Genomic DNA, 13,678 nt, shown 5'->3' with positions numbered 1-13,678 from the left:
ACAGGCCCTTAACGCTGTGCCGTTAGTCGGTGGAATTTTGCTCAAATGCGACCGATCTGGTGAGTCCGGCAAAGTCGAACAGGTCCGGATCCAGCAGATGGGAGGGCCGTGCCGACATCAGCGCGCTGAACATCTTCTGCCGCCGACCGGGGGAGGCGGTCTCCCATCTGTCGAGCATCTGCTTGATGGCCTGACGTTGCAGCCCGTCCTGACTGCCACACAGATCGCAAGGGATGATCGGATAGCCCATGGCACGGGCGAACCTGTCGCAATCGACCTCCGCCACATGGGCGAGCGGGCGATAGACGAAGAGATCGCCTTCGTCGTTCAGCAGCTTGGGGGGCATTGTGGCCAGTTTGCCGCCATGGAAGAGGTTGAGGAAAAAGGTTTCCAGAATGTCGTCGCGGTGATGGCCGAGCACCACGGCGGAGCAGCCCTCCTCCCGCGCGATGCGGTAGAGATTGCCCCGCCGCAGCCGGGAACAGAGCGCGCAATAGGTCCGGCCCTGAGGCACCTTGTCCATGACGATGGAGTAGGTGTCCTGATACTCGATCCGGTGCGGCACGCCCATCCGCTTCAGGAACTCGGGCAGGACCGTGGCGGGAAAGCCCGGCTGGCCCTGATCCAGATTGCAGGCAAGAAGATCCACGGGCAGGAGCCCGCGCCATTGCAACTCCACCAGAGCGGCCAGCAGGGTGTAGCTGTCCTTTCCGCCCGAAAGGCAGACCAGCCATCGGGCGCCGCGTTCGATCATGCCATACCGCTCAATCGCCTCGCGGGTCTCGCGGATGATCCGCTTGCGCAGTTTCTTGAACTCCGCCGTCTTCGGCGCGCCGTTGAAAAGCGGGTGGATGTCGTCGGTATCGTCCAGCATGGGGCGGGGCCTTTGTGATCTGGATTTGGCATAGGGGCCGGGGCAGGGCGGCGTCAAGCGGGCGCATCATCTGACCGCCGGTTCGGGCCCCTCCGTGCGATTTGCAAAAGGACATGGCAACTCTCGCAGGCGCGTGCCGGCCCGGCAGCTGCGGGCCGTTCAATCCGGCACGTTGTCGATGCCCGAGGAGCCCCAGGGGTGGCAGCGCCCGATCCGGCGGAGCGCCAGCCAGCCGCCTTTCAACCCGCCATGTTTCTCCAGCGCCTCCAGCGCATAGGCCGAACAGGTCGGATGATAGCGGCAGTTGAACCCGACCCAGGGAGAGAAGATCAGCCGGTAGGCGCGGACTGGCAGAGCAAAGATACGGGCAAGAACGGTCATCGGTGGACTTTTTTCAGCGCGCGGGAAAGATCGGTCTTGAGCTGGTCGAAGGGCAGGGCGGCGGTCGCCGCGGGCCTGCCCACCAGAACGTAGTCCCAGCCGGGGCGTCCTTCCAGTGGAAGGACCAGCCGGGCGATTTCCCGCAGGCGCCGCTTGGCGCGGTTCCGCGCGACGGCATTGCCAACCTTTTTCGAACAGGTGAAGCCGACGCGGATTGTCCCCGGCGTGGTCTCTTCGTCCGCGTGCCGCTGCCGGCCCTGCAGCAGAAACCCCGGAGCCGGCGCGCGCGCCGCCTTGGCCGCGCGCAGGAAATCGGAGCGTTTGCGGAGCCTTTCAAGCAAAAAAGCCCCCGTCGACGGGGCCGTCGGCGGAGGCGCATTCGGTGTCATGGCACCGGCCTTTCGGGTAGGATCAGGCGCTCAGCGACTTCCGGCCACGGGCGCGGCGGGCATTGAGGATCTTGCGGCCTGCCTTCGTGGCCATGCGCGCACGAAATCCGTGGCGACGCTTGCGCACCAGGTTGGACGGCTGAAATGTGCGTTTCGACATTGTATCGCTCCGTAGTGTTGCCGGACGGCACCCCGGATGGGCGCGTCAAACGGCACGGGAATCTCTAGAAGTCCGGGCAATACGGTCTTGCGGGCCGCATGTCAACAAATCCGGGCGAGGAATCTGGGAGCTTGAAACATGGCGCTGCCGGATATGCTGGAAAGGGCGGATTTCCTGACATAAAAGCCCTCTTTCCGTCACGGTACATCAAGCAGCCGTGAGGCGCGCTATCGCCCTTGCACGCGATCCCGCATTTAGGGTCCAAGTTGAGCATGAAGGACAATCCAGATGACGGACATCGTGAAAGAGCAAAGCAAATCACCCATCGCGCGCTATCTGCCGCTTGCCGTCATCGTGATCGGCGCGGGTCTGTTTGCGTGGGTGTTCCGGTCGTATCTCGGCTTTGACGCCGCCTTTCAGGCGCTGGCCGACAATCGGGAGGCGCTGATCGCATTCCGGGATGCCAACTATCTTCTGACGGTTCTGGCCTTCATCTGTATCTATGCGCTGATCGTCGCGTTTTCGCTGCCGGGAGCGACGGTCGCGACGCTGGCCGGAGGCTTTCTGTTCGCCACGTTCCCAGGCGCGTTTTTCAACATCACCGCCGCCACGCTGGGGGCGACGGCGATTTTCCTTGCGGCGCAGACCAGTTTCGGTGCCCGGATGGGGGCGCGGCTTGAAGGCTCCGAAGGGCTCGTGAAGCGGATCAAGGACGGTATCGACGAAAACCAGTGGTCGATGCTGTTTCTGATGCGGCTGATCCCGGCGGTGCCGTTTTTCGTGGCCAATCTTGTTCCCGCCTTCCTTGAGGTGCCCACCCGGCGCTATGTCATCTCGACCTTTTTCGGGATCATGCCGGGGGCGGTTGTCTACACATCGGTCGGGGCCGGGCTGGGCGAGGTCTTCGCCCGCGGCGAGACACCGGATCTCGGCATCATCTTCGAGCCCCGGATCCTGCTGCCGATCCTCGGGCTCTGCGCGCTGGCATTGCTGCCGATCCTTCTGAAGGCCGTTCGCGGCAAAAAGGGACTTTGAGCCATGACCCGGATCGAAACGGATATCTGCATCATCGGCGCGGGCTCGGGCGGGTTGTCCGTCGCTGCCGGGGCGGCGCAGATGGGAGCGAAGGTGGTTCTGCTGGAAGGCCACAAGATGGGGGGCGATTGCCTGAACTACGGGTGCGTGCCCTCCAAGGCATTGCTGGCCGCCGGGCACAAGGCGCATGAAACCTCCGTTTCCGCCTTCGGGGTTGGAGGTCATGCGCCCGAGCCGGATTTCGTCGCCGCGAAGGACCACGTGCAAGGCGTGATCGAAATGATCGCGCCGGTCGACAGCCAGGAGCGGTTCGAAGGTTTCGGCGTTCATGTGATCCGCGAGTTCGGGCACTTCATCTCGGAAAGGGAAGTGCAGGCAGGGGACCATGTGATCACCGCCCGCCGCTTTGTCATCGCGACCGGATCGCGCCCGTTCGTGCCGCCGATCCCGGGGCTAGAGACGGTATCGCATTTCACCAACGAAACCATCTTCGACCTGCGCGCGCGCCCGCCCCATCTGATCATCATCGGCGGCGGCCCGATCGGGATGGAGATGGCGCAGGCTCATCGCCGTCTGGGCTGCGAGGTGACCGTGCTGGAAGGCATGACGGCGCTGGGCCGGGACGACCCCGAGGCGGCGGCCATCGTGCTGGAAAAGCTCAAGACCGAGGGGGTCGGGATCGTCGAAAACGCGCAGGTCACGCAGGTGGCCGAAACCGGCGGCGGCATCCGGGTGACAACCGAGGATGGCCGCGGCTTTGAAGGAAGCCACCTGCTTGTCGCGGTTGGCCGCAAGGTCAATGTCGACAAGCTGGGGCTGGAGGCGGGCAATGTGGCCCATACCCGGCGTGGCGTGGAGGTGGATGCGGGCCTGCGCTCGACCAGCAACCGGCGCGTCTATGCCGTGGGCGATGCCGCGGGCGGGCTGCAATTCACCCATGTCGCGGGCTACCACGCGGGCGTCATCATCCGGCCGATGCTGTTCGGGCTGCCCGCCAGGGCACGGACCGATCATATCCCCTGGGCCACCTATACCGATCCGGAACTTGCACAGGTCGGCCTGACCGAGGCGGAGGCCCGCGAGAGGCATGGCGACAGGCTGGAGGTCGCGCGCTTCCCCTATCACGAGAATGACCGGGCGATCGCCACGGGCCGGACTACGGGATTTGTCAAAGTCATGGTGGTGAAGGGCAAGCCCGTGGGCGCCACCATCGTCGGCGCACAGGCCGGAGAGCTGATCCAGATATGGGCGCTTGCCATTGCCAACGGTCTGAAAATGAGCGCTGTTGCAGGCATGGTCGCGCCCTATCCCACCCTGGGGGAGATTAACAAACGCGCCGCGGGGGCGTATTTCTCTCCCAGATTGTTCGAAAACCCTTGGGTCAAACGGGTTGTGCGACTGGTGCAGCGGTTTTAAACCGCACGAATTGTTCAAGGAAGAGAGCCGACCGTGAATTCTCTCTCAGGCAGATTCTTGATCCTGACCGTGATTTTCGTGATGATCGCGGAAGTCCTGATCTTCGTGCCCTCGGTTGCGCGCTTTCGCGAGGATTATCTGCTCAACCGGCTGGAGCGCGCGCAGATCGCGTCGCTCGCCCTGTTGGCCAGCGACGGAATGATCGATGACGATCTGGAATACGAGCTGCTGGAAAACGCGGAGGTTCTGAACGTGGTGTTGCGGCGCGATCAGGTGCGCCAGCTGATCCTGTCGACGGATAACATTCCGCCGGTCTCCTACAGCTTCGATCTGCGCGACGCCCCGGCCTGGCAGTTGATCCGCGACGCAATGGTGCGGATCGCCACACCGGAAAACCAGACCATCCGCGTGATCGGAGAGCCGGTGCGCGAGGCGGGCCTGCTGATCGAGGTCACGATGTATACCGAGCCGCTGCGGGCGGCGCTGATCGATTACGGGATCCGCATTCTCTGGCTTTCGGCGGTGATCTCGGTGGTGACGGCGACGTTGCTGTTTCTGGCGGTGCGGCGCTTTCTGGTGACCCCGATCAAGCGCGTCGTGTCGCACATGATGTCCTATGCCGAGGCCCCCGAGGATACCCGCCGGATCATCGAGCCGACCGCCGGCGTCACCGAACTTCGGGATGCCGAAATCGCGCTGCAATCGCTCCAGACCCAGCTGACCGGCGCGCTGCGACAACGCGAACGCCTTGCCCAGTTGGGCGAGGCGGTGGCCAAGATCAGCCATGATCTGCGCAACATCCTGACAGTGGCGACGCTTATGGCGGACCGGCTGGAAACCATTGACGACCCGGCGGTGAAACGCACCACGCCGAAGCTCGTGGCATCGCTCGGGCGTGCGGTGAACCTCTGCGAGGGCACGCTCGCCTTCGGCCGCGCCGAAGAGCCGCCGCCCGCCCTCGACCGGGTCGATCTGAACCATCTGATTTCCGATCTGATGGAAAACGAACAGCTGACCCTCACCGACGAGGAGGTTGAGCTGATCGCCGATATTCCCGCCGGCATCATGGCTCGCGCGGACCCCGAGCAGCTTTACCGCGTGCTGGGCAATCTGGTCCGCAACGCGCGCCAGGCCATCCTTGCAACGGGGCAGCCGGGCAAGGTCTGCGTCAGCGCGGGCGAGACCGCCGAAGGCTGGTGGATAAAGGTGCAGGACAGCGGGCCGGGGCTGCCGAAAAAGGCGCAGGATCACCTGTTTCAGCCGTTTCACGGGGGTGCGCGCGCCGGGGGCACCGGTCTGGGTCTGGCCATCGCGTCCGAACTGATCCGTGGCCATGGCGGCAAGCTGGAGTTGCAGGAAACCGGACCTGACGGGACCACCTTCTGCATTCACCTTCCGGCCAGCATCGCGGCCTGAATTGCCCCTTGCACTGATCGGGGCGGGGCGATAAACCCCGGCCTCACGCGCTGGTAGCTCAGTTGGATAGAGTACTTGACTACGAATCAAGGGGTCGGGGGTTCGAATCCTCCCCAGCGCGCCAATAAAATCAAAAGCTTACGCTTCGGTCACTGACACTGCCATTCAGTGTAGTCTCTCTTTAGTCACATGAATCTCGTTCGAGCAGGTCGACGCACAGCGCAAACGGCTCTGGATTGAGCCGAGGCGCTGATGCTCCAAGTGGCGTGGGTTAGGAGCAAGGGAGTGAGGATTGAAAATCCTCGTGTCGGTGGTTCGATTCCGCCCCCGGGCACCATTAAATCAATGACTTAGCTGAAGAGATGTTTTCTTAGGCTCGCTATAGGCTCGAAAATAGCTAGCTCACTGCCAACTGCAGTGAGTCGTCCTACTGCGATCTCAACTAATCAAAAGAATAAGCAGTTTTAGTTTCCGGCCGGTCGCACATGCTGCCGTTAACCTGAGGATATTTCTACGTCGCTTACGATGCCGTTCTGAGGCGGTCTGTACCCGAAGTAACCAGATTGCCGATCATCTCCTACGGGATAAAAATCTGGGAGATGGCTAATCGTATCAAAAAACTTTTTTCTAATGTGCCTATAGATATCAAACATGCTTTCGGTCATGAATGCTGTGAATGAATAGTCCTCGTTATCGAGCGCATGCTGATGAATGATTTCTTCAAGTGCCTTTATCGCAGTAATATTCAAAAAGGGCGCTCTCTTCGTGTCCAACGCAAAAAGAAGGATGTGTAGTCTTTGGAAAGCGACGTGTCTTTCAAAGATACACCATGCAAACGCAACATCCGCAGCGTCTCTAAGGACATGACACTCCAAGCGCTCCATGTCTTCTTCGGAGGAGAGCTTGATCCTCGACAGAATTTCGTCAAGAAGTTTTGTGGGCACTCCGTCCTCATTGCGGAGATGGTCAGGAAAAGAGGCAAATTCTTCCCTAGCTTCGGATGTAGAGAGACGCTTAAAGAATCGAGTTGCCCTAAACTTCTTTTTCTGAGCTTGACGCATTTCTACTCTCCAGAGCCTATCTTGGCTATGCCAAATGATGGCTCTACGCGCCACCCTAATCCAACTACAATCAGAGATACAAAAAACCCGGGAATGAACGCAATTGTTGCATCACCCGTAATGGCGAGTGTCGCTATGGCTGCCATCGCTCCAAAGATGATTGAGATGACTTTCGAGTATATCAAAGGCTCTTTTATTAGGACCAAGGCACCGAGCGTTGGCAAAAGCAACGCTCCGGCGGTGGACGCCAATAACACAACGGAGCCCAAGTCAACGTCGTTCAAGATCAAGAAAAATATACAAATAAGGATGAGCGCCAAGGAAACTATGTAGAAGATATAGGCTTTCTGTGGCGCTCGATTGCCCATAATGGCTTTTCGAATGTTTAGTGCAGCAACAGCGGTGAGATTCAAACTACTATCGGCTGTCGAAACTAGAGCTGCTAGGATACCAGTTACGGCAAGCAACGATACAATGGGGTTAGAGCTATCTAGAACGGTATATGCAGCGTTGTTATAATTGGAGAGGTCAGGGTTAAGTGAGAAAATAGTAATTCCAACTACACCCATAAGCGCATAAATAAACGCCATAACAATCATGAGGCGTGAAATTGCTCCTTGAGCTTGCTCGTGAGAGGAACACGAGAAGCTTCTTTGCCAGAGATCAGACCTCGCAATGGCTGTAAGCGGAAACAATATTAATGCTAGCATTAGAACTACGGGGCCATTAGCAAGGCCTGAGAGATACATGATATCGAGTTGTGCTATTGATTCAACGCTTGAAAACCGGAGGCAGTAAGCAATTAGAACAAGCAGCCATGCACAAACTGCAACGACTTGAATTTTTTCTGTTAAGAACACACCTCGAAGGCCATAGGCAACGTAGCTGCCAGCAATTGCCATCAGAATAATTAGTAGCGGGATGCGGTAATCAATCCCAAGCCAGTCGAACAATAAGTATGCTGCAGTAAACTGAGCCGTGGTGAGCAAAAAGAAAATGAAGAAGTTTACGCACGATACAAAAAACAATAAAACTGAGCTTTCGCAGGACAAATATTCTTCAAATGATGAAACGTTCGGGTTACTATGGAACCGTTCATACACAACCGGCAGGATTGCTCGATAAATTAGAAGTCCGAGGATGAATGAAATCCCGATTGCAAGCATGAAGGTGCCATCGCGGTATATAAGTCCGATAAATGAGATGGTTACTGCACCACCCAAGCTAGTAGCGACATGTGTCCAAGTCACTGTCGCTTGGGAGGCGTTTCTTACTAGTGAAATTTCATCTTGGGTTTTGGGGGGCTTCGCGCTGCCAGTGTCTCTTCGATATGCCAAGATTGCCCACACAGCCGAGGCTATAATTAGAAAAATTGGTACAATCGCGTAAATATCTGTCATCATAATTGAGCCTTACCGTCTTGGGGGAAATACACCTCTTTGCAAAGGCCGTTTATTAGCATCGATCTTGCAAGTAGATATCCCCCTAATAAGAAAATTATAACACTATCTGGAACCAGCCGCCCATCGCTTGCGAAGCCGCCAGCGATCCCAGAAGTCGCCAAAACCAAAATAAGGGCCCAAAACAGGAAGAAGTTTATCATTATTCCAAATACCCAGGATTGTTTGTTCATTCTTTGAACCGTCTGAAGGTTTGGTCCACCAGTCAAAAGGCTCCAAAATTCAAAAAACCAAATCGCGAGGATCATAAAGAAAAATCCAACTTGCACTTCATTGACGGCGCACCAAGCCACAGCAACGATTGAAAACGTTTTAAAAAGGTTAGCGATCAGTGGGTGTTCGGTTGTGGACGCTTCAAATAAATGAAAGTTCTTGAAGAAGAATAGTGTTTTTGAGATAACAAAGGAAACTAAGAGAAATACGATTCCAGCCAAAAGTGACGGGTCTTGTATTGCGGGCCTGCAGATTATGGAGCCCATTTCGTTGGGCAAGCTTATACAATTTTCGTCAAATAAAATAACGGCAAACGGAATAGAGGTAAAAATCAGACTCAGGTCAACGTAGGCCACCTGCCTGGCTGCGATACGATGCCGCGCGAGTCTACTTGTCACATCCCGGCAGGTAATATGGTTGTTTCTTGAACAGTTCCGGCTTGAGTTTGTGCCAGTCCTTCATCGCCTGTAAGGGCGTCTTGCTGCCCAAGGCTGACTGCGGCAGTTGCTGGTTGTAGAGCCAGACGTAGCGGTGCAGCGTCGTCTCCAGTTCTTCACCTGATTTGAAATGGTGGCTTTGAAGCACGTCTTCGATGCGGCCATTGAAGCGCTCGACCATGCCGTTTGTCTGAGGCGACCTCGGCGGAGTAAGGCGATGTTCGATGTCGAGGGCGGCGCACAGCGTGTCGAACTCGTGAGCGCCGGTCGCGACGCGCCTGCGCAAGCCGAAGAGGCGATCGGTGAACTCCTTGCCATTATCGGTCAAGACCGTGCGGATGCGCAGCGGACAAGCGCGCTCCAGGTCACGCAGGAAGCGCCGGGCGTTGGCCGCAGTCTTGGCCCTGAATACGCGGATGAAGACCCAACGCGTCGCTCGGTCGATTGCCACGAAAAGATAGCGGCGTGAAGTTTCGTCAGCCATCTGAGGCAGGTATTTCACGTCTACGTGGATGTAGCCGGGCTCATAGGCTTTGAAGGCGCTGTGCTTCGGCTTCTGTCCCTTCGCCTTGAGATCGCGCAGGTTTCCAACGCCATGCCGACGCAGGCAGCGGTCCAGCCCAGAGCGCGAGGCATTCGGATTGAGAAACTCGCGCACCACCGCCAGCAGGTCGTCCAGCGACACCAGCAGCGTCGTGCGCAGCGCCACGGCGACGGCCTCCTGGGCCGGGGTCAGCGTCGTTTGCAGGCGGTGCGGCGTATGGCTGCGGTCGTGAACGCTGTCGCGGTGTTTCCATTTATACACCGTCTGTTCAGTCGTGCCGAAGCGTGACGCCAGGGCCGATGCAGGCTCATCGCTCGCCTGGATTGCAGCCCTTATCTTGGGCGTCGTCGTCGCCTGCTTGTGAAGATGGATCAGCATGGTTGCACTCCGTCCCGAACGTCACTCAGAACCGATCTTGCCATGAAAAACGCAGATCGCCGAGGATCTATGTGATCATCCGGGATGGAACATCTACTGTGAACGTGTCGCATGCCGTCATTTCAGCCTTGTTGGACTTATTCGTCGGGACCACGCTAAGTGGAAGATTAGGTCAGGACAAGTGCTTCAGCGCAGGCTTGGGGCGCGGGGGAAGGTTCTGGAAGTCCAGATAAACAGTCACATTATGTCGGTGAGGTGTCCGTTCTGGTTGCCAGTAGAGTACAGACCGGGACCTTAATTGATGCTTCTACAGCTTTTGCTTATGCAGCTTGTTCTTCACGCTGGCGGCGGGTCTAGTGAACTTTTTTGTGCGGCAACGATCCATTTAGAGTTGGCTGACGCAGCACTCTTCGTGGCTATGCTGTCTATCTTGTCGCCTTCGGCTCAGCCACATCTGCGGGAATGTGTGGCAGAACCGTTGTGGCGCGTCACTACGGTTTTGTCCTCTTGGAGAGCGGTTCTGACACGCCTACTTAACAATGCATTGAACGGGCTTAGACGTCACTTCATGACTACATGCTCGGAGATGAAAGATGTTCGAAGAGGTCATTTATTATGCGCGCACCATAGATCATGCCGCGAGTTTAGAAGTCGCTGGATCTCCAGAGTCGATGTTTGTTCGAGAAGTGACTCAGAGATGCCCGCACCACAGATGTTGTGACGAGTCTAGAAGTCGCCACATATTTTATGGCGATAAAAGTTCGAAGAGTGACTCGGACATGCCCGCAAAGTGGGATGCACCCCCCAGATTTAGCGATTCTACGGCTCAACAGAGCCTTATTCTGCGGTTCGAACTTCCCTTTTTGGGGATTTGTGCCTGAACCTCCCAGGTTGGTCATCTCATGGCTTAGGTAAGCCACATTCTAAGGTTCGAACTCTTGCAGGCGGGCAGCAACATTATTGTCGATTCTCGGAGGAAAAAACACGCTAGGGCTACGCGTGTGAATGCATGTCCTTGCCAACCCGCCGCTCACTTTTTGGTCGCTATGGTGGCAGGAGCCGATTGCGCGTCCTGGGCGGCTGGAAGACTCACAGGTGTCGGGGGCGTTCCCACTGGATCGTTGAACCAATCTGCCGGGGTAAGAATGCAATTGCCTGCAAGTGTTCGCCTGGTATCAAACACATGCTTGAGCAATCGTCGCTTCTGGCTTGGCATGGAAGCTGCGTAGAGATCAGGTAGCGAGCTCACGAACACGATCAGATCATCGAGTGATCCCTGACGCTTCTTCAACTCCCCCAGTTCCACGCGCTCTTCATCAATCCGCGCCAGATCGAGCTTCAACTGTCCTTTCCGCATTTGGTATTCAGCATCGCTGATACTGCCATCAACGAAGAGATCCGTTAGCCTGGACTGGCGGGTCTGGATGTCTGCGGCTCTAAGATTGAGCGATGCCCCCAGGGCGTCTTGGTCCGCAAAGAGGTCGCGCGAGGCAAGCTTGCGGCGGAAGGATGCAATCTGGTCATCCGTCCAACGGATGCGAGCGATGGCAGCGCGTATCGCCGTTTCCAGAATGTCTTCGCGATAGCTCCGTTCTGGGCAATCCCGGCCATGGCAACGGTAATATATGTGGGCCTTTTGTCGTTCGCCGGTAAGAGTGCGCCCGCACAGGCCGCAACTGATGAGATTGCGAAACAGGTAGCGGTGCTTGGTCTGCTTTTTCACGTGCCGACCGGCTTTGATCTTCTGGACCGCCTGAAAGGTGGCGACTGTGATAAGCGGCTTGTGCACGCCCTGAAATACGCCACGGCTACACTTCAGCTGGCCGCAATAGTAAGGGTTGCGCAGAATTTGCTCGACGTTTCGCCGGACGAGCGGTTGGCCGTAGTATCCGGTCAGCCCACGGTCGCGCATCACTTCGGTGAGTGAGGTTATGGAATAGTCTCCGGTTAGATAGCGGTCGAAGACTTCTTTCACGAGGGGCGCTTTCTTAGGGCAGAGCGTCTTGAGCTGACCTTCCCCCATATCGATGTACCCAAGCGGCGCGCGCCAGGGCCAATAGCCTTGTTTGAGCCGTTGATTTTGTCCTTTTTGTACCTCGATGCTCAGATTGCGGCTGTGGTCCGCAGCAATAACCATCTGGATGTCTGCCATGAGGCGGCCACTACGGCTGTCGAAGTCGATATTATCTCCGGCACATAGGATCTTGATGCCCTGATCAGCCATTTCGCTGATGCTGGCCCAGTCCATAAAGTTACGTGCTATTCTGTCCCAACGGTGGACGATGATGCCCTGTGCCTTGCCAGCCTTCAGCTGGGACATCATGTCGTCGAAGATCGGTCGCCCTCTTTTGGATGCCGTCTCAAGCTCTTCAAACCAATCCCTGATCACCAATCCCTGATGACTCGCAAAACCCGTGATTGCATCTTTCTGGGCCTCAAGAGACGCGCCGTCTCCCTGTTTCAAGGTCGAGACCCGCACATAGCCGAAGCATTGGGTCATGGTTGGTTTGGGTTACCTTCGGACTCTACCAAATCCTCAGAATTTTGCGAATCCGGCCACGGCCATTTCCCCTCGCGAACCAGGGTGCGATGCACCTCCAAGCATATGTCCAAGTATTGATCGAGCGGGTCAGGTTTTGCCATGACCTTATCCTATTTGAAGGGGCACATGGTGCCTAGCGGGCACGCTATGCCACCCACCGATGAGGTGGATACATGGACGCCGTAAAGGGCTTCACGCGCTGGCCTTGATGCAGGAGCTGGACAACTGATCGATGGTTGGGCTGGTTTTGCAGATCATGGGCGGAGAATGGTGGCAGCAAGCGCTCAAAAAACGGCGCGTCATTCGCGCCAACACGAAACACCACCATGCTCCCCACATTGCCCAAGGTCGCATCCCGCACCTCGGGGTCGGTCTGGGACAGGTGTTGATGGGCCAGCGTGAGCCCCAACCCGTATTTTCGAGCCTCAGAAAGCAGCCCGGCAAAAGACTTGGTCGTGAAGTTGTGGAACTCATCGACGTAGAGAAAAAACGGCCTTCGGGCTGGCTCAGGCAAGCCGTGGCGGGTGAAAGCCGCGTGCATCACGGTTGTGGTGATCAGACCACCCAGGACGTTGGAGACATCCGCCCCCAACCGCCCTTTGGCCAGGTTCACGATGAGGATTTCGCCGGTATCCATCATCGATCGGAACCTCAGGGGTTCCTGCGGCTCACAAAGCGCTCGTCGAACCGTTGGATGCGCGAGGAAGGCGCCGAGTTTGTTGGCGATCGGTGAGACGCCATCGGCGCTGGATTGGTAATTAAGGGCTGGGAACTCGTACTTCCAAAAGGACCGCACCTGCGCGTCGGTGAGGGTCTCGGTAACCTGCCTTCGGAACCCCTTGAAGACGAAGAGCTTCATGATGTCCCGCAGATCGGCCTGTGGTTGCTCCAGGAGGGCCAGGATGGCGTGACGCAGGAGATGCTCCATGCGCGCCCCCCAGGCGTCCGGCCATTGCTTCTTGAGCGTCTCGATGAGGCCGGAGGCCACCAGCGGTCGGTACGTTTCTGCCACGCGTTTCAGCGGGTTGTATCCGTAGGGACAGGTCGCATCGGCCACATCCCAATAGAGATGCGGCTGGCCCAGATTGCGATGCAGTGCCTCGGCCAGATCGCCATGGGGATCGATGAGACAAAAGCCACGACGGCACTGCGCGTCCTGAGAGGCCAGGTTGTAGAGCAAGGTAGACTTGCCAGTACCGGTTTGCCCGATGACGTACAGATGCAGCAGGCGATCAGGTTGCAGGATCCCGAACGGAACCGGCTCAGTGTAGCGCTTGTATGCGAGGCCAAGAATGGAAGGAGGCATGACGCCATTTTCGTGCCTCGCCCGCAATCCGCCTAGCAGACGGAGCATAGCGCCTGTCGATATCGT

General features: G+C 57.4%; 13 protein-coding genes and 1 tRNA gene. 4 read left to right on the top strand and 10 right to left on the bottom strand.

Annotated elements, in window-relative coordinates; translation table 11 throughout:
- Positions 1-22: 22 nt before the first annotated feature.
- From ttcA to rpmH, 4 genes are all read right to left on the bottom strand, one after another.
- Positions 23-874: a tRNA 2-thiocytidine(32) synthetase TtcA gene (ttcA, locus tag ACQ651_RS12915; RefSeq protein ID WP_375551556.1), complete on the bottom strand. Its 852-nt coding sequence runs from the start codon at positions 872-874 to the stop codon at positions 23-25.
- A gap of 159 nt (positions 875-1,033) precedes the next feature.
- Complete coding sequence (gene yidD / locus ACQ651_RS12910) at positions 1,034-1,255, bottom strand: membrane protein insertion efficiency factor YidD (protein WP_121899005.1); 222 nt, start codon at positions 1,253-1,255, stop codon at positions 1,034-1,036.
- Positions 1,252-1,644, bottom strand: a complete 393-nt coding sequence (gene rnpA, locus ACQ651_RS12905; RefSeq protein ID WP_375551557.1) for a ribonuclease P protein component — start codon at positions 1,642-1,644, stop codon at positions 1,252-1,254. Before rnpA ends, yidD begins: the two co-directional genes overlap by 4 nt.
- A gap of 22 nt (positions 1,645-1,666) precedes the next feature.
- Entirely contained in the window at positions 1,667-1,804 is a 138-nt protein-coding gene (rpmH, locus tag ACQ651_RS12900; protein ID WP_025311815.1) for a 50S ribosomal protein L34, read from the bottom strand.
- A gap of 288 nt (positions 1,805-2,092) precedes the next feature.
- On the opposite strand from rpmH, the gene ACQ651_RS12895 reads away from it, so the two are divergent.
- The 4 genes from ACQ651_RS12895 (at position 2,093) to ACQ651_RS12880 (ending at position 5,795) form a co-directional block, all read left to right on the top strand.
- The gene (locus ACQ651_RS12895; protein ID WP_430449499.1) at positions 2,093-2,839 is read left to right on the top strand and encodes a TVP38/TMEM64 family protein; all 747 of its coding nucleotides are present in this window, start codon (positions 2,093-2,095) and stop codon (positions 2,837-2,839) included.
- A 3-nt stretch (positions 2,840-2,842) separates the two neighbouring features.
- Positions 2,843-4,255, top strand: coding sequence for a dihydrolipoyl dehydrogenase family protein (locus ACQ651_RS12890; RefSeq protein ID WP_430449498.1), 1,413 nt, complete (start codon positions 2,843-2,845; stop codon positions 4,253-4,255).
- Positions 4,256-4,336: 81 nt separating this feature from the next.
- Positions 4,337-5,671, top strand: coding sequence for a sensor histidine kinase (locus ACQ651_RS12885; protein ID WP_227287634.1), 1,335 nt, complete (start codon positions 4,337-4,339; stop codon positions 5,669-5,671).
- Positions 5,672-5,718: 47 nt separating this feature from the next.
- A tRNA-Arg gene (locus ACQ651_RS12880) sits at positions 5,719-5,795 on the top strand.
- A gap of 370 nt (positions 5,796-6,165) precedes the next feature.
- Here the strand turns inward: ACQ651_RS12880 and ACQ651_RS12875 are convergent.
- The 6 genes from ACQ651_RS12875 to ACQ651_RS12850 form a co-directional block, all read right to left on the bottom strand.
- Positions 6,166-6,732 (bottom strand): hypothetical protein, encoded by a 567-nt coding sequence (locus tag ACQ651_RS12875; protein ID WP_430449497.1) that lies wholly within the window; start codon positions 6,730-6,732, stop codon positions 6,166-6,168.
- 2 nt (positions 6,733-6,734) lie between these two features.
- Complete coding sequence (locus ACQ651_RS12870) at positions 6,735-8,132, bottom strand: hypothetical protein (protein ID WP_430449496.1); 1,398 nt, start codon at positions 8,130-8,132, stop codon at positions 6,735-6,737.
- Positions 8,132-8,761, bottom strand: coding sequence for a hypothetical protein (locus ACQ651_RS12865; protein WP_430449495.1), 630 nt, complete (start codon positions 8,759-8,761; stop codon positions 8,132-8,134). The genes ACQ651_RS12870 and ACQ651_RS12865 overlap by 1 nt, the downstream gene beginning before the upstream one ends.
- A gap of 31 nt (positions 8,762-8,792) precedes the next feature.
- Positions 8,793-9,764, bottom strand: coding sequence for an IS481 family transposase (locus tag ACQ651_RS12860; protein WP_430449494.1), 972 nt, complete (start codon positions 9,762-9,764; stop codon positions 8,793-8,795).
- Positions 9,765-10,794: 1,030 nt separating this feature from the next.
- Positions 10,795-12,264 (bottom strand): recombinase family protein, encoded by a 1,470-nt coding sequence (locus ACQ651_RS12855; RefSeq protein ID WP_430449493.1) that lies wholly within the window; start codon positions 12,262-12,264, stop codon positions 10,795-10,797.
- Positions 12,265-12,451: 187 nt separating this feature from the next.
- On the bottom strand, positions 12,452-13,612 hold the full coding sequence (locus ACQ651_RS12850) for a type IV secretory system conjugative DNA transfer family protein (protein ID WP_430449492.1): 1,161 nt from the start codon (positions 13,610-13,612) through the stop codon (positions 12,452-12,454).
- Positions 13,613-13,678 lie beyond the last annotated feature (66 nt).

This window comes from Rhodophyticola sp. (assembly GCF_965284195.1).
Classification (GTDB): Bacteria; Pseudomonadota; Alphaproteobacteria; order Rhodobacterales; family Rhodobacteraceae; genus Rhodophyticola.
The sequence above is the reverse complement of the archived record's forward strand: the minus strand, read 5'-3'. Positions and strand labels throughout refer to the sequence as shown.